Source organism: Candidatus Magnetaquiglobus chichijimensis, assembly GCF_045865675.1.
In the GTDB taxonomy this organism is placed as follows: Bacteria; Pseudomonadota; Magnetococcia; order Magnetococcales; family Magnetaquicoccaceae; genus Magnetaquiglobus; species Magnetaquiglobus chichijimensis.
In genome coordinates, this window is sequence record NZ_BAAFGK010000004.1 from 898,332 (window position 1) to 917,334 (window position 19,003).

At 62.0% G+C, this 19,003-nt stretch carries 16 protein-coding genes; 5 read left to right on the top strand and 11 right to left on the bottom strand.

All coding sequences use genetic code 11. The features are described 5' to 3' along the window. Positions 1-27: 27 nt before the first annotated feature. The 10 genes from gspE to ACOY6C_RS08130 form a co-directional block, all read right to left on the bottom strand. Positions 28-1,545 carry a type II secretion system ATPase GspE gene (gspE, locus tag ACOY6C_RS08085; protein WP_420904969.1) on the bottom strand — a complete coding sequence of 506 codons (1,518 nt, stop codon included), beginning with the start codon at positions 1,543-1,545 and terminating at the stop codon, positions 28-30. After that, on the bottom strand, positions 1,535-3,922 hold the full coding sequence (gene gspD, locus ACOY6C_RS08090) for a type II secretion system secretin GspD (RefSeq protein WP_420904970.1): 2,388 nt from the start codon (positions 3,920-3,922) through the stop codon (positions 1,535-1,537). Before gspD ends, gspE begins: the two co-directional genes overlap by 11 nt. Positions 3,923-3,973: 51 nt before the next feature. After that, the gene (locus tag ACOY6C_RS08095; protein ID WP_420904971.1) at positions 3,974-4,918 is read right to left on the bottom strand and encodes a type II secretion system protein N; all 945 of its coding nucleotides are present in this window, start codon (positions 4,916-4,918) and stop codon (positions 3,974-3,976) included. A 173-nt stretch (positions 4,919-5,091) separates the two neighbouring features. After that, positions 5,092-6,288: an NrfD/PsrC family molybdoenzyme membrane anchor subunit gene (gene nrfD / locus ACOY6C_RS08100; RefSeq protein ID WP_420904972.1), complete on the bottom strand. Its 1,197-nt coding sequence runs from the start codon at positions 6,286-6,288 to the stop codon at positions 5,092-5,094. Positions 6,289-6,297: 9 nt separating this feature from the next. After that, entirely contained in the window at positions 6,298-7,035 is a 738-nt protein-coding gene (gene dsrO / locus ACOY6C_RS08105; protein ID WP_420904973.1) for a sulfate reduction electron transfer complex DsrMKJOP subunit DsrO, read from the bottom strand. Positions 7,036-7,057: 22 nt separating this feature from the next. Continuing rightward, the gene (locus ACOY6C_RS08110; protein WP_420904974.1) at positions 7,058-7,408 is read right to left on the bottom strand and encodes an Hdr-like menaquinol oxidoreductase cytochrome c subunit; all 351 of its coding nucleotides are present in this window, start codon (positions 7,406-7,408) and stop codon (positions 7,058-7,060) included. Positions 7,409-7,491: 83 nt separating this feature from the next. Continuing rightward, positions 7,492-7,785 (bottom strand): sulfurtransferase complex subunit TusB, encoded by a 294-nt coding sequence (gene tusB, locus ACOY6C_RS08115; protein ID WP_420904975.1) that lies wholly within the window; start codon positions 7,783-7,785, stop codon positions 7,492-7,494. A gap of 100 nt (positions 7,786-7,885) precedes the next feature. Next, positions 7,886-8,287: a DsrE family protein gene (locus ACOY6C_RS08120; protein ID WP_420904976.1), complete on the bottom strand. Its 402-nt coding sequence runs from the start codon at positions 8,285-8,287 to the stop codon at positions 7,886-7,888. Positions 8,288-8,305: 18 nt separating this feature from the next. Beyond that, positions 8,306-8,662, bottom strand: coding sequence for a sulfurtransferase complex subunit TusD (tusD, locus tag ACOY6C_RS08125; RefSeq protein WP_420904977.1), 357 nt, complete (start codon positions 8,660-8,662; stop codon positions 8,306-8,308). A 163-nt stretch (positions 8,663-8,825) separates the two neighbouring features. Next, a complete protein-coding gene (locus ACOY6C_RS08130) occupies positions 8,826-10,226 on the bottom strand; it encodes a cobyrinic acid a,c-diamide synthase CobB (protein ID WP_420904978.1) in 1,401 nt (466 codons plus the stop codon). Between the two features lie 124 nt (positions 10,227-10,350). Here ACOY6C_RS08130 and hemH point away from each other — a divergent pair, with 124 nt between their 5' ends. Then, positions 10,351-11,337, top strand: coding sequence for a ferrochelatase (hemH, locus tag ACOY6C_RS08135; RefSeq protein WP_420904979.1), 987 nt, complete (start codon positions 10,351-10,353; stop codon positions 11,335-11,337). A gap of 114 nt (positions 11,338-11,451) precedes the next feature. After that, on the top strand, positions 11,452-11,925 hold the full coding sequence (locus ACOY6C_RS08140) for a methyl-accepting chemotaxis protein (protein WP_420904980.1): 474 nt from the start codon (positions 11,452-11,454) through the stop codon (positions 11,923-11,925). A gap of 115 nt (positions 11,926-12,040) precedes the next feature. On the opposite strand, the gene ACOY6C_RS08145 is transcribed toward ACOY6C_RS08140, so the two are convergent. Further along, positions 12,041-13,231 (bottom strand): DUF935 domain-containing protein, encoded by a 1,191-nt coding sequence (locus tag ACOY6C_RS08145; protein WP_420904981.1) that lies wholly within the window; start codon positions 13,229-13,231, stop codon positions 12,041-12,043. 285 nt (positions 13,232-13,516) lie between these two features. On the opposite strand from ACOY6C_RS08145, the gene ACOY6C_RS08150 reads away from it, so the two are divergent. The 3 genes from ACOY6C_RS08150 (at position 13,517) to ACOY6C_RS08160 (ending at position 18,696) form a co-directional block, all read left to right on the top strand. After that, complete coding sequence (locus ACOY6C_RS08150) at positions 13,517-16,360, top strand: bacteriohemerythrin (RefSeq protein ID WP_420904982.1); 2,844 nt, start codon at positions 13,517-13,519, stop codon at positions 16,358-16,360. A 306-nt stretch (positions 16,361-16,666) separates the two neighbouring features. Next, on the top strand, positions 16,667-17,776 hold the full coding sequence (locus ACOY6C_RS08155) for a protein-glutamate methylesterase/protein-glutamine glutaminase (RefSeq protein ID WP_420904983.1): 1,110 nt from the start codon (positions 16,667-16,669) through the stop codon (positions 17,774-17,776). Positions 17,777-17,823: 47 nt separating this feature from the next. Beyond that, on the top strand, positions 17,824-18,696 hold the full coding sequence (locus ACOY6C_RS08160) for a CheR family methyltransferase (protein WP_420904984.1): 873 nt from the start codon (positions 17,824-17,826) through the stop codon (positions 18,694-18,696). Positions 18,697-19,003 lie beyond the last annotated feature (307 nt).

A 19,003-nucleotide genomic window follows, 5' to 3' on the forward strand; every position in this document is an offset into this window, starting at 1 on the left:
TGGGGAAACGACCCGGCAGCGAACGGATCAATCCTCCCGCGACACCCGCATGATCTCCTCGAGGGTGGTGCGTCCGGTGTGCAGCAACCGCAAGCCGTCGTCACGCAGACTGTTCGAAAAGCCGCGCGCGTGGGCGATCAACTCCCGTTCGCCCGCGTTGTCGTGGATGAGTCCCTTCAAGGTGTCATCGATGGCCACCAGCTCATACACCCCGCCGCGCCCGATGAAACCGCTCCCCAGGCACGCCTCGCACCCCTTGGCGCGATAGAGTCGCTCCGGCATGTGAGACCAGGAACCGCCATTCAAGGCCAGATCGGACCACTCCTGACGGGAGACCGGACAGGGCTCCTTGCACGCCTCGCACAGCAGCCGCACCAGGCGTTGCGCCAACACCGCCGTCAGGCTCGAGGAGAGCAGATAGGGTTCGACCCCCATGTCCTTCAACCGGGCCACGGCGCCGATGGCGCTGTTGGTGTGCAGGGTGGAGAGCACCAGATGGCCGGTGAGACTCGCCTGCACCGCGATGCGGGCGGTCTCCACGTCGCGGATCTCCCCCACCATGACGATATCCGGATCCTGGCGCAGAATCGCCCGCAACCCCCGGGCAAAGGTGAGATCCACCTTGGTGTTGACGTGGGTCTGACCGATCCCCTCCAGATCGTACTCGATGGGATCCTCGACGGTCATGATGTTGCGGCTGGTTTCGTTGAGACGCTTGAGCACCGCATACAAGGTGGTGGTCTTGCCGGAACCGGTGGGACCGGTGACCAGGATGATGCCGTTGGGACGATGGATCAACCGGTCCAGGGCATCGCGCATGGCCGGGACCATGCCCAACTCCTCCAGGGTCAACCGTCCGGCCTGTTTGTCCAACAAGCGCATCACCACCCGCTCGCCGTGACCGGTCGGCAGGGTGGAGACGCGCACGTCCACCGGTCGTCCGGCGATGCGCAACGAGATGCGTCCATCCTGCGGCAGTCGTTTCTCGGCGATGTCGAGCCGGGCCATCACCTTGACGCGCGAGGCGATCAGCGGGGAGAGGCTTCGTTTCGGCTCCAGCACCTTGCGCAGCACCCCGTCGATGCGAAACCGCACCACGAGCCGATCCTCGTAAGGTTCCAGATGGATGTCCGAGGCCCCCTTCTTGACCGCCTCGGTCACCAGGGCGTTGATCAGGCGGATGATCGGGGCATCGTCGGCGCTGTCGGCCAGATCGCGCGGTTCGCCGATCTGCTCGGCGGCCCGTTCCAGATCGAGATCCTCGTCCAGGGCTCCGATCTCCTCCATGGCCTGGGAGGAGCCGGCCTCGAAGGTGCGTCGCAACAGCTCCTCGAAGGGGCCCGGCGCCAGTTCGGTCAGATGCAACGGGCGACGCAGGGCGCGACGCAGCTCCAACAACACCGCGAGATGGACATCGGGACGGTGGTGCACGCGCACGCCATGCTCCTCGACACCCGACACCAGGGCGCCATGCCGCTTGGCGAACGAGTAGGAGAGCACCGGACTCCGGTGCGGGGACGGGGACCGAGAGGCGTCAGTTGACATGATCCGAGGCATCGAACTGGTCGTCGCGCCAGGCGGAGATGCGCGGCGTCAGGCCGTTCAACTGGCGCAGGCCGCTTTGTGGCCCACCCTCCGGACCTCGGGAACTCCCACCCTCCGGACCTCGGGAACTCCCACCCTCCGGACCTCGGGAACTCCCACCCTCCGGACCTCGGGAACTCCCTCCCTCGGGAACTCGGGAACTCCCTCCCTCCGAGGGCGCATCCGTCACGGCAGGGGTGGGCCTCCTGGTGGTCTTTTTCGATGCTTTGACCACCGGCTGATCCGCTCCGGGGGTGGATTTCCCCTTGTTGGCGGTCGGCTTGGTCTTCCTGCTCTCCTTCTTGACCGGCGGTTCGTCAGTCGGGTGATCCTGGAGGGGTTCCTCGCGCACCGGAGAGGGGCGAACCAGAGGCCTGGCGGGCTCGGACTCCCCGGAAGTTCGGTCCGCACCACCCAGGCCGCGCTCCATGCGCAGTCCGCCGATCTCGGGCAACAGGGGCGGTTGATCGGTCAGGGTGACCGGTCCGCGTCCGCGCGGCGCGGACAACTGCTGATCGCGCATGGCCCGGTACTTCTCGTGGGTAAGATGGATGCCATCCTCGCGGGTACGCAGGATGGTGGGACGCAGGAAGACCATCAGATTCTTTTTCTCGTCCGTCGCCTCCTCCACCTGAAAGAGCATGCCGAGCAGTGGAAGATCCCCGAGAATCGGCACCCGCTTGTTGCTCATCTTCCGATCGCTGCTGATCAGCCCGCCCAACACCAGCACCTGTTGATCGTCCACCAGGACCGAGGTCTTGATGGCGCGGTTGTTGGTGTCGCGGTTGCCGAAGGAGTCCACCAGGCCGATCTCGGAGACCTCCTGGTGGATCTCCATGCGCACCACGTTCCCCTCGCTGATCTGGGGCCGGACCTTCAGGGTGAGGCCGACGTTCTCCCGGGTGATGGTGGTGAAGGGGTTGCCCCCCTGGATGGTGGTGGTCTGGCCGGTGGAGACCGACATGCGCTTGCCCACCATGATCTCCGCCTCTTCGTTGTCCAAGGTGACGACCGTGGGGGTGGAGAGGACGTTGCTGGAGCCGTCGCCGTTCAGGGCGCGCAGCAGACCGACGAAGTTATCCCCGTTGGTTCCGCCGATCAGAAGACCCGAGGTCGATGCCAGGCCGGTGGCGGCATCCGCCGTCCCCTTGGCGATCAGGCCACCGATCTGCACCAGACCGGGACCGTTGCTCGTTGGCAGGTTGGTGCCGCCGATCACCCCCTTGTTGTCGCCCTTGCCCCCGAGAATGCCCCACTGCACCCCCAGATCCGCAGCCTTGGAGACCGACACCTCGACGATGATCGCCTCCACCTGCACCTGGGTCTGGCGCACGTCGAGCTTCTTGATCACATCCTGCATCGATTGGAGCAGCGCCGGCGGGGCGGTGATCACCAGGGCGTTGGTCCCTTCGTAGGCCTGCACGTTGACCAATCCGGTCGCCTCGACCTTTTTCTCCTTCTGGGTGTTCTTGAGGTAGTCCTGTCCCATGGAGGCGAGCACATCGACCATCTTTTTGGCGTTGGCGTGTTTCAACTGCACGACGCGGGTATTCCCCCGCACCTCGACCGGGGTATCCAGATGGGTGATGATGGTGCGCAGCTTCAGCCGGGTGGCCTTGTCGCCACCCAACAGGATCGAATTGGTGCGTTCGTCGGCCACCGCCACCTGACGGGCCACCTGTCCCGCCGGTTGTCCAGACGCGGGAGGCTGTCCCTGCTCCAGGGCGTTGATCACCCGCGCCACCTCCACCGCCGAGGCGTTGATCAGCACAAGGGTCTCCACCTCCCCCTCGTCCGCCTGATCGACCCGCGAGACGATCACCCCCAGCCGTTCCACCACATCGGCATGGTCCGAGACGATCAGCATGTTGCCATCGTCGTAGGAGGCCATATGCGCCTTGGGACTGGCCAGCGGACGCAGGGCGCCCAGAACTTTGGCGGCGCTGACGTGTTTCAACTTGAAGACCCGCGTCACCACCTCGCTGCCGTCCGTGGCCTCGTCCGGGCGGGGGGCGCCGCTGTATTTCATTTCGGTGTCGGGGATGATCTTGATGGCGCCGTTGTCCGTAGGCACGGCGATGTAGCCATGGACCTCGAGGATGGAGAGAAACATCCGGTAGAGATCCTTTTCGGTCATCGGCTTGGAAGAGATGACCGTCACCTTGCCCTTGATCTGCGGGTCGAGGATGAAGTTGTGTCCGGTGGCCTGGGCCACGGTCTCCACCAGGGTGGTCAGATCCGCGCCCTTGAGGTTCAACGTCAACTCGGCAGCATGCGCCGGAACGGTGAACGCCACCATCCCGGCCATCAACATCAGACGTGCAACCCGCGCCAGCATCGCTCGATCAGAACCTCGGATTTGGTGTGCCGTGGTGAAAATCCTGTTGAATCAATTCCCGCCCAACTCATGATGCACGGTTATCGCCCTGCCGCCACGCAGCAGGCTGGCATGCAACACCCGACTCCGGCTCAATCCCCCCAGGGCTTCCATCCCCTTGGCCGGTGAACTCAACACCACCCCATTCACCGAGGTGAGCACGTCACCGGGCATCAGTCCCAATTTTTCCAGCAATCCCGGCTCGCTGCCGGCCAGCAACCGATAGCCGCCGAACACCCCGTCCCGGCTCTCGACGGACATGGGAATGCGCGCCAACACCGCGTCCGGATTGGTCTGGAACTGCTCGCGCAGCTCCCGCAACAGCTCCGCCGCCTCGCTCGCCGGGGGTGGAACCTCCGTGCCGGCCAGTTTCACATCCAACGGCAGGAGGGTACGCGGCAGGCGCAGGGTTTCGTGGTGTCCGCCCTTCTCCAGGATCACCCGATCGGAGCGCACCGCGACGATGCGGGCATCCCCCGGCAACTTGTCGCCGATGGCGTAGATCTTGTCCGCATCGCCACCCGACCGCACCGCCACCCGGGTTTCGGAACCCGAACCGTTGAGGATGCCGGTCAGCACCAGATTCAACTGTGTCTCCGGCGCATCCTCGGGCACGCTGACGGATGCGACCGTCACGGGGTTGGCCGCCGCATCCTGACCGAACGGATGCCAGTCGTTCCAGCCATGCAGCTGCGCCGGTCGTTCCGACCCGTTTTTCGGCGCCACGGGATTGGCAGGCGCGACGACATCCGTCTCGGAACGCGACCAGGCGCGCTGGATCCGCCACGCATCATGGACGATGGCGAACGCCAGGAGCAGATTGCCCGCGACCACGAGCCAGGTCAGGGGCTTGAGCCCCAGAAAACGCCGCTCACCGGTCGAGGCGCGAACCTCTACGGCGTCACCGATCGGTTTCAACGGGTTGGCGGTCCGCATGGGGCGTGACACGGATTTCACGGCAGAGGCGCCTCCCGATGACGTGACAAAGGTCGTGAACCATCCCCCCGCAAACAAAAAAAGCCCCGTGCCGCGAACGACACGGGGACCCTTGCCATGGAACCTCCACAAGGGAGGTCCACGGTCGTGGGGTGCGGGGGTCACCCCCCATCCTTCATGTTAGCATAGACCGCTTACGGGTTCCAGGGCAACTCCCAACCTTTCGGCGCCTCGCCCCTGGCGGGCAACATGCGCAGGAAGCGAATCCCCAGCACATAAATCACGCCGGCGATGCCGACGCCACCCAACCCCAGCAGCAACTCCGGCAAGGTTGGGACATAGGTTCCGGAGATCCCGTCCCGGAAAACGCTGGAGATGGTATACCCTGGGAACAGGTCGAACGGATAGGCCTGACCGGCCATCAGGGTGTGACCCACGAAACAGAAGGTTCCGATCACCACATAGGCCGAGGCCATCAGCACGCCGTTGATGCTGTTGCCGATGTTGTGGTTGAACAGCAGCGCCATCGGCAGGATCACCCCCAGACCCCACACCCCCAGCCAGTAAAGCCAGGCCCACGGACCGGTGAGAATCCAGGTTTCGACCGCGTAGGAGGATGGGTCGTACATGCGGGTGAACTTCTCGACCACCAGCAGATAGGCCACCAGCGACAGAAAGAAGATCATGGCGTTGCGCATGCCGTAGACCAGGCGCGCATCCAGTTCGCGCTTGGTGTAGCGGAAGGTGTAGACCAATAGCAGGATGCTCAGCGCCGTACCCGAGGAGAGGGAGACGGCCACGAAGGTCGGGGCGGTGATCGCCGAACCGAACACTTCGCGTCCCTGGATCACGCCGAAGATCGAACCCGTGCCGGTGGTCAGCACCAGACGCCAGGCAAAGGCGGCGGTGCCGACGAACTTCTTGTACTGCTTGTACTCGAACATGGTCCAGAGATAGAGCAGGCACAGGGTCAGAAAGCCGGTGTACAGGAAGACGTTCCAGGTGAACATGGAACGGAAGTTCATGTGGATCATGGTCAGGAGCATGTTGTCGGGCCGACCCAGATCGAGCACCAGCACGGCCAAGCCACCGCTCAGGAGAGCGATGGAGAGAAAGGCCGAGAAGCGTCCGAACTGCTCGAACTGCTTGACCGCGAAGACCGTGGACATGGACCCCATGTTCAGGGCGCCCGAGGCCATCACCAACAGCGAAATGGCGAAGACGTGCGGCAGGCCCCAGACGATCTGGTTGTTCATGCCGGTGACGCCGTGGCCGTGGATTTCGACGTACAGAAACGACGCCGCTCCCAGCAGCACCAGCGCGACCATGGCGCCGAGAACCTTCCAATATCCGAGGGAACGGCCCTCGATGGCGGAGTATTCGCTCAGCATGATGGCCTCCTAGATGCCCTGGTAGTGGACATGGGGTTTGAGCCCCAGATCCGGACGGATGGTTTGGCTCTTCTCCTTGAGAAGCCGCTGGGAGATCTCGGAGTTGGGATCGTTGATGTCCCCGAAGATCATCGCCCCCTTGTCGGCCTTGGCGCAGGCCTCGACACAGGCTGGCAGTTTGCCCTCGTCGATGCGATGGGCGCAGAAGGTGCATTTCTCCACCACGCCGGCGGCACGGATCGGCACGTTCGGGTTGGCATCCTTCGGGGGGCGGGTCTTGTGGAAGACCAGCGAGCGGGCCTTGTAGGGACAGGCGATGATGCAGTACCGGCAGCCGATGCAACGGTGCTTGTCGATCAACACCAGACCATCGTGACGGACGAACGACGCCTCGGTGGGGCAGACATGCACGCAGGGCGGATTTTCGCAGTGGTTGCAGAGCACCGGCAGACTCACCGTCGGCTTGCGCAGGCTTTGATCCTTCAACTCCACCTTGCGAATCCAGTGGATATCCCGTTGCGGATCGCCGAACAGCGGCACGTTGTTCTCCGCGCGGCAGGCCTTGGTGCAAGCCGTGCAGTCCGAGGTGCATCGGGTGGTATCGATGAGCATGGCCCATCGTTTACCCGTGCCCGACGCGGGGGTTGGCGCAGCCGGGGCGGCGATCAAATGGAGGCCCGGCGCCAGCGCCACTCCCGCGGCGATGGCCCCACCCAGGCCGAGTACCGATCTTCTATCCATGGTCATGGCTGAAGTTCCCAAAAAGGGGTCATTTGGGATATTGGTGGCAATCGAAACAGTTCGGCGCCACCCCCACGTAAGCATGGCAGCGGTCGCAGAACCGCTCCTTGCTCGGATGGCAAGAGATGCAGCTCAGAAAGGATTCCGTCGGGACGGCCTTCCCCTCGCGTACCGTCTCTTCCCGTTTATGCTTCAAGAAGTCCATGTGGTTGCGCCGCATCCACTCGGCATCACGCACGCACGGTCCGCGCACGGCCTTCTCCGGCTGGGGCGGATCGGCCTGAACCGAAAGGGGCGCCGCGATCCACGCCGCGAACAGCACCAACAACAGCAGAAACGCTCGCGACCAGCGTCCCGCCCAGGATGTGGGAGACTTCACGGACTCTCCTCCTCCATCTCGTAAGGTTGATGCTCCCGCCGGTCTCCGGGACGGACACCGGCGGAAGATGCGCATGGACGCGATCAAAGCCAGGAGTGGGTCAGATTCTTCTCGACCAGATCCACAAAGCCGTCGTAATCGGTGGTCTTGATCCCCTCCACCAGTTCGGTGACGGCACGGGCCTGCAGATCGGCGCTCAGGGCGAAAACCTCGCACTTCGCCATTGCCTCTTCGAGCAGTCCGACCTTGACATTGCCGGCCTGGGCCGCCAGCACGCCATCCTCGATCAACAGAATGACATCCCCTTGGCTGGCAAAACGGACGCAACTCTCCAGCGTCGTGTTCTGGAAGGGGGATTTGTTCACGGTATGCAACATGATCCAGGGTCTCCTCGATTCTGTTTGGCTCTTGCCGTGGAACTCCCGCCAGGAAGGGCCACAGCAAGGGGGTGAGGGGGAGCGACCCCCATCATGCAGGTTAGAAAGCCAGAATGTTGTGCTGTTGGGCCATCATGGCCGCGATCTGGTCGCCATCGACCACTTCGGGCTTGATCGGCTCCTCGGTATCCTCGTCCTCGCCGATCACCAGCAGATCGTCCTCGGTCATGCCGCGATCTTCCATGGACTTGCGATCCACGTAGACCTGGGAGATTTCGTAATCGACCAGCGCGCCGTAAGTGGCCGCGAACCCCTTGATGCCCAGCTCCTTGGTGTTCTGGCCCTGCTTGACCGCGAACACGCCGTCATCCATGAAGACCACGGAGATGTCGGCGTCGTAGGCGGCCATGATCAGCTTGACCTCCAACCCTTCATAGACATAGATCGATCCGTGCGGCGGTTTGCGGACCGTGAACATGATTTTCTTGATCTCTTCGGCCATTTTCCGAACTCCTCCTAATCAATCGCCAAATACCACGAGCCGGTCGGCTTCGATGGCCATCATGGTCAGTTGTCCCAGTCCCGAGATGCGCACGTTGGGCACGAGCACGTCATCGACGATGCCGCGCCGTTTGGCCGCCGCGATGCAGACAACGATGTCGATCCCGGTGGCCCCCAGCGCCGACCAGCGATTGGCGATGTGCCGGTCGTCCTGCGGCGGTTCCATCAGCTTGGTGACGTTGTAAACCCCGTCGTGGTAGAAGAAAATCCCCTTGATCTCATGCCCTTTCTTGATGGCCGCTTGAAGAAAGTTGTAGGCCGTGTCCGACGCCTCATGATTATAAGGTCCTTCGTAGATACATACCGCAAGTTTCATGGTCCGGTCTCTCTGTCGTATGTTGCCACGGGTGTGATTGAATGGCGTCCGAAGGCATCCCCTCTGACGCAAACACATATTAGTATATCACGATTCAATGATATTGGAACCGATAATCTTCACTTTTTTGCACGCCAGACTGGCATGACGGGAAGATCCCCCCTCACCCTCCGACCGTGGACCCGCCTTTGGACGTCGCACGCCAGAAATCGGCCAGGAATGCGGCCCATCCTGGAGAACCCTGGGCGTGAAGATGGGCGTAACAGGCCAGAATGTTACGAAATGTCAGGCCGTCGCGCCGGCCATCGACCCCGAAGCCACGGGTGACGCCAAAGGCGTATCCCACCCCCTCTCCCACCCGCGTGACGCGGGAGTGGTGGAACTCGTGGCAGGGGAGCGCCACCCCGGCGCCGGGCCAGGGGAGATCCCCGGTCCCCTCGATTTGCATGTAGCCATAGCCGACCGGACGTTTCTCCACCGTCACCTCGATGGGCAGGGCGCCGATCATCTCCACCCGTCTCTCCCCCCAGGTGATCGATTCGGCGAGCATCATCAATCCGCCGCACTCGGCAAAGATCGGCATCCCCGCCTCGGCGCGGCGACGGATCTCGTCGAGCAGGGGGCGTCTGGCGGCCAGATCCTCCATGAACACCTCGGGGAAGCCGCCCCCCAGATAGAGTCCGTCGCACCCCTCGGGAAGCGCCACGTCGTCGAGCATGGAGAAGGGGACGAGTTCCACGCCGAAAGCGCGCAACGCCTCGAGGTTCTCCGGATAATAGAAATGGGTGGCCTGATCAAGGGCCATGGCCACCCGCACCGCGGATGCGCCGTGGGGTCGCGGGGCGGAATCGTGCGGGGCGAGCGGATAAGGCCAGGGTGGAGCGGCGTGACCGAGCGCCAGAATGGCATCCAGATCGACATGGGCGGCGATGGTGTCGCGGATGGCACGGATGCGTTCCGCCAGGCTCTCTCCCTCCACCACCGGTTGCAGTCCCAGATGGCGTTCATCGATGGCCATGGCACGGGTCCGGGGGATCGCGCCCAGGACCGGCACCGGCACGAAACGATTCAGGGCGATGCGCAGCCGCTCTTCGTGACGGGGGGAGGCGACGTTGTTGAGCACCACGCCCCGAATCCACGCACCCCCCGGAAAATCGAGGTGACCGCGGATCAACGGCGCGATGCCGCGCGATGCCCCCTTGCAATCGACCACCAGCAGGACCGGCGTTTGCAGCAACTCGGCCAGGGCCGCCCCGCAATCGGCCCCTTCCAGATCCTGTCCGTCGAAGTAGCCGTGGTTGCCCTCGATGAGGGCCAGATCACCGCCCGCGCAATATCTGGGGAAATTCTCCAGGATCGCGGGGCGGCCCATGATGTGGAAATCGAGATTGTGACAGGTGGCCCCGGCGGCGCGACTCAACCAGGCCGGATCGATGAAATCCGGCCCCTTCTTGAAGGGACGCACCGCCACACCGCGCGCGGCCAGGGCCGAGGCCAATCCCAGGGCAAGGGTGGTCTTGCCCGAACTCTTGCGGGTGGCGGCGATGAGCAGACGCGGAATCATGCGCGCCCCCCCTGGCATGCCGCGCGATTCCCCCCTATCCTGTTGCAGACCGTGTTTCGCGTCACCGTCGCCTCTCTACCATCGATGATCCATACCCATGCCAAAAGAATAAGGAGCGCCGCGCGTGTCCACTCCCTCCATCGGCGTACTGCTCGCGCAACTCGGCACCCCGGACGCCCCCGAAACCCAGGCGGTGCGACGTTTTCTCAAGGAGTTTCTCTCCGACCGGCGTGTCGTCGATCTGCCGCGATGGAAATGGCTGCCACTCCTGCACGGCGTCATCCTGCCCGCCCGTTCTCCCCGTTCCGCCCGGCTCTATCGAAAAATCTGGCGTCCGGACGGGGTATCCCCCCTGCTCCACCATACCCGGCGGGTGACCGAGGGGCTGGGCGCGCAACTCGGAGCCGGAATCCGGGTGGAATTCGCCATGCGCTACGGCTCCCCCGCCATCGCCGAGACCCTTCATACCATGACCCGCGCCGGAATCCAACGGCTCTTGATCATTCCCCTTTTTCCCCAATACGCCTCGGCCACCACCGCCTCGATCGCCGATGCCGTGGCCATGGCGTTCGCGGAGGAGCGTCTGCAACCCGCCCTGCGCTTCGCGCCGCCCTTTTTCGCGGATGACGGCTACATCCGCGCCCTGGCCGACGTGGCCCGCGCCCGACTCGATCCGACCGTACCCCGCGACTGGCTCTTCTCCTTCCATGGCCTGCCCCAACGGTTCATCGACGAAGGGGATCCCTACGCCGAACAGTGCCGGATCACCGCGCAACGACTGGCCGAAGAATTGCATTTACCCTCTGAGCGCTGGCATGTCGGCTTTCAGTCGCGCTTTGGCCGGGAAGTCTGGTTGACACCGGATACCGCCGGCCTGTTCGACGCGCTGCCACGTCAAGGAAGGCGGAATCTGGCGGTGCTTTGTCCCGGTTTCACGGCGGATTGCCTGGAGACTCTGGAAGAGATCGCGGAGGGAGGCGCGGAGATTTTCCACCGGGCTGGCGGGGAACGGTTCGACTATGTGCCCTGCCTGAACGACACCCCCGCATGGATCGGCGCCCTGACCGAAATCGCACGGCGGGAGTTGTCGGGCTGGCTTGAAAAGAATTGAAAAAAACCATTTCAAACGGCGTGCCTACACGCTATGATGAAGGATGCGGACCTTGGTGCTCCCGGAGACGAATCGCGGGCATCTGGATTTTATCGAAATTTAGGAACATAACTCATGAATAAAATTCCGAAATTGCAATCTCTCGATGAGGCCCAACTCCTCGTGGAAGAGCTGTATGAGAAGGTTCAGGAGGCCACCGAGGAACTGCGACGCGCGGACGGATTCAGCCGCAACAATGCCCAGGTGATCGAAAAACTCGCCATCTCCGCCCAGGAGATCGGCCAGGCGGTGAAAATGATCAAAAACATCGCCGGTCAAACCAACATGCTGGCCCTCAACGCCGCCATCGAGGCCGCCGGCGCCGGCGAGGCGGGCAAGGGGTTCGCGGTGGTGGCCAACGAAGTCAAGGATCTGGCCCGTCAGACCGCCGAAGCCACCAACCTGATCTCCAAAAAGATGGCCGACATCCTCAAGAATACCGCCGGCGCCTCGGATACCGCCCGCGAAATCACCGAAAGCATCGAAAAAATCCGTCGCGCCAACGACGAGATCATCCAGGTCACCCACGACTCCAGCGGCATGAGCTAAAACCCGATACCAGCCGTTCGCGACCAGAACGCAACCGAGGCCGAGGCCAACGCCACCACAGGTCTGGCCTCGAAGCGTTTCCATCCCCCGGCATCTCCGACCATCCAAACCCTGGTCAATCCGCCTCCCGGTCCTCCGGAAATGTCCACCCCTCCCCGTAGGTAGCGCGAATGTACGCCGCGCTGGGACGCAACCCCATTCCAAAAAGCATGCGGTCGCGCTCGGCGATGGGACGCTGATCCTGATCTTCCGAAACCCGTCGCCACACCTTCGGAGGATGGGCCGTGGGGAAATTCCACGCGGTCAGCCACGCCCCAACGCTCCGATTGAAACTGTCGGAGATCAAATCCGCATCCGCCTTCACCACCTCGTTGCGCACATGCTTGTGTACGTCCGCTCGGTACTGCCCGCCCCCGGCATCGGTGGTCAGGGTCTGGGAGAGGGTCACCTTGGCGATGGCTGCGTTCATGCGGTCGATGAAGCTCTCGTAACTCACCTGACCGCCACGGGAGGATTCGATCAATTCCACCTTCATCCCCTCGGGCACGATGATCCCGGAATCGGTCTGAATCGCCCGCAGCGCGGCCAACAGGCGTCGTTTCTCCTCGTCGGTGGCATTGGCCGGATAGCTCCCCATGGCGGTGGGCATGCCGAACTTGTCCATGAAGATCAACCAGAGTTTCAAGCCGTTGCGCTTGAAAAAGACCGGCCAGTAGAGCCAATGGGCCAGACCCAGGCCATAGGGATCGTCGTCGTTGTCCGCGCCGGCGTGGAAGTGCCAGAATTTGCGCCCCGGCAGTGCCAGACCGTTCGGTTCGCCAGGGGTGACCAGCATCGGCCTGCCGAGGGGATCGAAGGTGAAACGGCGCTGCTTGCGCACCCGTAGCGCCTCCAGAGTGACGAATCGGCCATCCCGACCCCAAAGACATTCGGCCACCGCGAAGCCGTAGAAGATGCCGTAAAGCATTTTATCGGTCACGTTGTCCCAACCAATCCGGTTGAGGGCGCCGAGGAGGAAATCGGCGGCCATGCGACTCTCCCGATCCGGACCGCCCGGACGCACCCCCCATTCAGCGGAGGTGACCGCCATGCGGCGCTGCTGGAAGGTGGAGGCGACCTGATCATCCCGCAGCACATCCTCGTAAAGGGTGTAATCTCCGCCCCGGTCGCGCAGCACCGAGTCCTGGGGCAAGAGGGCATTCATCAACCCGCCGAAATCGCGGGTGATGTCGCGGCCATCACCGGAAACGGCGACTTCGCGAAACAGGGGATTGACCGCTTTGGCGCGCGACTTGACCTTGGCCATAATGATCTCGACTCCTCGAATCGGTTGCAGACAAAAGAAAAAGAACAGTAAGGAACCTTCAACCCGAATCAAGGTAGTCCCGAATGGAAAACAATCGACAGATGCAACCGTTCAGCAAGAAAATTTTCAAAAAACTTGCAAAACGACAATCACTGCACCTATATGAAACTTCTGAGAAGGATGATCACCGGTGAATCCGGGCTTTCCTTTTTGGCTATCATGGTTTATCATAAATGTTCATCATTGCCTCTTCATCACCGAAACAAGCGAACATCAGGCAAAACCATGCAAGAGAATTCCTGTTCCAAACCCGTCATGTCCTCCTTTCTCGGACGTTTAACCCTGCAAAAACGAATCAGTCTGCTCCTGATCCTGGCGGTAGTCGGCATTCTGGCCGTGGGCATGTTGGCCATGTTCGCCAAAAAGGAGGGCATGCTGGCCGATCGGCAGATCAAAACCCGCAATCTGGTCGAGACCGCCTATCACATCCTCGTTTATTTCCATGGCAAGCAGACCTCCGGCGAATTGAACCAGGCCCAGGCCCAGGAGGCGGCCAAGGCGGCGGTTCGTGCCTTGCGCTACGACAGCGACAATAAAGGTTACTTCTGGATCAACGACTTCGGCCCGAAAATGGTCATGCATCCGATCAAGCCCGAACTCGAGGGCAAGGATGTGTCGGATACGACGGATGTCAATGGCAAGAAGTATTTCCTGGATTTCGTCACGGTCTCCCAGCAGGATGGCGGCGGCTTCGTGGACTACTACTGGAGCAAGATTCCCAACGACACGAAAAACAGCATCCCCAAACTCTCGTTCGTGAAGGCATTCAAGCCCTGGGGCTGGGTGATCGGCACCGGCATCTACATCGACGACGTGAATGCTGCCTTCAAAGATGATCTGATCCTGCTGGCCGAGGAGTTGATCGTCAGCCTGGCGATCCTGCTCGCCCTGTCGCTGCTGATCGCCCGCACCATTCTGTCGCAGGTGGGCGGCGACATCCATCTGGTGGAAAACGCGGTACGGAGTCTGGCAGATGGCGACATGACCGTCCGCATCCGCCAGAACGGGGTGGATCCCACCGGCATCGCCTGCGCGGTGAACCGTCTGGCCGACCGGTTGGAAAAGATCATGCGCATCATCAACCTCCACTCCGGCGGCATCACCGCCTGCGTCGCGGAACTGATCAAGATCCGCGACCAGATCGGCGACGACGCCAGACGGTCGCAACGGATCGTCGAAGGGGTCTCCGAAAAAAACGACACCCTCTCCCAGGAGGTCAACACCATCACCCTGGCGATCGGGCAATCCACCGAGAGCATCAACGGCATCGCCACCGCCGCCGAGGAGGTGACCCACAACATCGTCACCATCGCCGCCGGGGCCGAGGAGGCGAGCGCCAACATCGCCACCATGGCCGCCGCCGCCGAGGAGATCACCGCCAACATCGACGGCGTGAACAACAACCTCACGCGGGTCGATGAGTCGGTCAAGAACGTCGCCGCCTCCATCGAGAACATCACCTCGGCCCTCGAGGAGATCAACCGTCGTTGCCAGAGCGCCAGCGCCGAATCCGAAACCGCCCACTCCAACGCCCTCGGCGTGCGCGAGGTGATGGATCGCCTCTCCTCCTCGGCCCAGGAGATCGGCGACGTGGTGGACATCATCAACAACATCGCCGAACAGACCAACATGCTCGCCCTGAACGCCTCGATCGAGGCCGCCGGCGCGGGCGACGCGGGCAAGGGGTTCGCGGTGGTGGCCAACGAGGTGAAGGAGCTGGCCCGTCAGACCGGGGATGCCACCCGGATGATCTCCGAGAAGATCAACCGCATCCAGGGCAACACCCGCGAGGCCACCGAGGCCAATTCGAGCGTGGCGGGGAGCATCGACCGCATCAACGAGGCCAACCGCGAGATCACCGAATCGGTGGAGATGCAATCCATGGCCATGGTGACCATTTCGAACGCCATGGATGACGTGGCCAAGGCCGCCGGCGAGGTGACCCGCAGCGCCCTGGAGTTGGGCACCGCCGCCCAGGAGGTGGCGCGCGCCGCCCAGGAGGCCGCCGCCGGCACCGGCGAGGTGGCCAAGTCGGCTTCGACCGTGGCCATGGCCGCCGAGTCGATGGCCGACATGACCCGTCACGCCCAGGTGCTCTCCAACGACATCATGGCCTCCACCCAAACCACGATGGAGGCCTCCAACGTGGTGCAGCAGAACATGGGCGAGGCCTCCTCCGTGGTGGCGATGACCCGAGGCTCTTCGACCCAGTTCGCCCGCATGGGCGAGGTGTTGCAGGATATGTGCGGCGCGCTCTATGCCGCCCAGGCCGAGGCCGATCTGGGCGCCCCGATCTTCGACATGCGCGCCTCCAAGGCCTTCTTCCTCGGCTGGCACAGCCGCATGGAGCAGGCGATCTCCGGACGCATCCACCTCCCGCGCGAACAGTGGCTCAAGCCCGAGGATTCGCCGCTGCACGCCTGGATCCAGGCCACCGCCGGGAGCGACTACGGCAACAATCCCCGTTTCCAGGAGATGAGCCGCCTGCACGGCCAGATCTTCGCCAAGGCGGTCGAGACCCTGGAGCGGATTCTCAAGGTCTCCGCAGAGGGGCCGGAAATCGCGGACAAGAATCTGGTCGAATATCTGGGGTTGATCCGCAAGATCTTCTCGCTGTTGGATATCCTCTATCTGGAGAACGGCAAGGACATCGAGGACGATTCGGTCTTTTTCCCGTGGACCGGCAATCTGGATACCGGCATGGTGGACATCGACAACGACCACAAGAAGCTGGTGGACATGGTGAACCAGATCCACAAACTCCTCAAGCAGAGCGCGGGAGGCGATCAGGTGGCCAAAGTGATGACCGAGCTGGCCGACTACACCCATTTTCACTTCGGGCGCGAGGAGAAGCTGTTCGAGAAGTACCAGTATCCGGAAACTCCCGCCCACAAGGAGAAGCACGTCAAGCTGTTGAACGAAGTCAGTGACCTGATGAAGAAATTCCAGGCAGGCGACTTCGCCGCGCCGATGGATCTGCTGACCATGGCCAAGTCGTGGCTCATCCATCACATCCTGGGCACGGACATGCGCTATGTCCGTTATTTCAAGGAAAAGGGGATCATCTGATCCCTCGACGCCCCGCCCGACGGGCATTCGATCCCGCCACACCGCACGTTTTATCTGGCCATGGACCCCGCTTCGGAGGTTCCATGGCCAGATAAAATCTTCCGGCCCACGCAAAGATTTCATCCCTCCTGCGTGAATCCCTGATTCCGTTGTATTGACGTTTCCATTTCCTTCGAACATAATAGCCCGGTTTACCCTTGCCTTGCCTGGCAAATACCTGGAACAATCAGCATGCTCCAAGTGATGATCCGGCCAAGGGTTTTGGGGAAGATCGAAATCCCGTGTGAACCAATCGGATGCCCTGCCATGTGTGCCGCCAAGAAACCTGTCACCGTTCTCGTCGTGGATGACTCTGCGGTCGTGCGTCAGACCCTGACCGCCGTGCTCGAATCCGACCCGGAGATCAAGGTCGTCGGCCAGGCCCAGGATCCGTTCGTGGCCGCGGAAAAGCTCAAGACCCTGGTTCCGGATGTCATCACGCTGGATGTCGAGATGCCGCGCATGGATGGCATCACCTTTCTCAAGAAAATCATGACCCAGCATCCGATCCCGGTGGTGATGTGCTCCTCGCTGACCGGCGAGGGGACCGAAACCGCCCTGCGCGCCCTGGAGTATGGCGCGGTCGAGATCATCACCAAGCCACGCATGGGCACCAAGGAGTTTCTGGAAGAATCTCGCATCCGCATCTGCGACGCAGTGAAGGCCGCATCCTCCACCAACGTCAAGAACCGCGTCCTCACCCCGCGCGTCAGCGCTGGCCCGATCCCCAACAAGATTCAGCCCAAACTCACCGCCGACGCCATGCTGCCCCCCGTGGATCCTGGATCCCGGGCCATGAGCCAGACCACCGAAAAGCTCATCATCGTCGGAGCCTCCACCGGCGGCACCGAGGCGTTGCGGATCTTTCTGGAGTCCATGCCGGCCAATGCCCCCGGCATCGTCATCGTGCAGCACATGCCGGAAAATTTCACCCGCGCCTTTGCGGACCGTCTCAACTCCCTCTGCGAGATCACCGTCAAGGAGGCCGCGGACAACGATTCCGTGGTGCGCGGACGGGCCCTGATCGCGCCCGGCAACAAACACACCATGCTCAAGCGCAGCGGCGCCCGCTACTATGTGGAGGTGCGTGATGGTCCCCTGGTCAGCCGGCACCGTCCCTCGGTGGATGTGTTGTTCCGTTCCGCGGCCCGCTACGGTGGCAAAAACTGCGTCGGCGTGATCATGACCGGCATGGGCGACGACGGCGCGCGGGGCATGTTGGAAATGAAAAACGCCGGAGCCTCCACCGTGGCCCAGGACGAACAATCCTGCGTGGTCTTCGGCATGCCCAAAGAGGCGATCAAGCACGGCGGCGTGGATCTGATCAAGCCCCTCGACAAAATCGCCGCCGAAGTGCTGCGTCTGTGCGGCATGTGACGGTCCGGGATGACGTGTGGAAGATTTAATACGGGATTACAAGTCACATGAATGCCTTTGGTGCTGATCACGACCCGCACGCCGGGATCTCGGACAAGGATTTCCAACGTCTGAGCGATTTCATCTACACGCAGTGCGGCATCATGATGCCGCCCAGCAAAAAAACCATGCTCACCGCCCGGATCCAGAAACGGCTCCGTCAGGTGGGTCTGCACTCCTTCAAGGAGTACATCGACTGGGTGCTCGATCCGGAACACTCCGGAGAGGAACTGATCCAGTTCATCGACATCGTGACCACCAACAAGACCGATTTCTTCCGCGAGCCGGGCCATTTCGAATACCTGGCCCAGAATGTCCTGCCGGAATTGATCAAAACCTCGGGTGCCGGCGTGCGCCGCGAACTGATGATCTGGAGCGCCGGCTGCTCCACGGGCGAGGAGCCCTACACCCTGGCCATGGTGCTCAAAGAATTTGCCCAGCACTATCCGGGCATCAATTTCCGGGCCCGCATCCTGGCCACCGACATCTCCAGCCGAGTGCTGCGCAGCGCCTCGGACGCGGTTTACGACATGGACAAAGTGGGGCCGGTCCCTTTGACCCTGAAACGCAAATATCTCCTCAAAAGCAAGGATCCCACCAAAAAACTGGTGCGCATCGCCCCGGAAATCCGCGCCATGGTCAACTTCCGGCGTCTGAACTTCATGGATGCCGACTTCGGCCTGCGCGAAAAGATGGATGTGATCTTCTGTCGCAACGTCATCATCTACTTCGACCGCCCCACCCAGGAGCGGCTCATCAACAAATTCTGCCGCTATCTTTCGCCGGGCGGCTATCTGTTCGTCGGCCACTCCGAAACCTTGAACAACCTCAAGGTGCCGGTGGTCCAGGCCGCGCCCACCATCTATCGTCTGCCCGGTTGAAACCCGATCCTGAACGCGCGGATGGTGGGAAGGTGTGCGCGCCATTCCGTATTCCATGCGGGCGCGTCTCAACGATTGACGAACGAAATAATGCGCATTGATTCCTTTGTTATCACCTGAATAACCACATATCCGATTTATCAATCCAAAAATTCATTGATCATGCGTGGTATCACAAAAAAACCGAACAAACCATCGTAAATTGTTCATTGCGATCCACCTGACCATCCCATAAGATACCCACGCTCGCATCATGCCTATATAAGTCTCGGAAAAATCAGTCCGATATCGACTCGCTGGTACCATC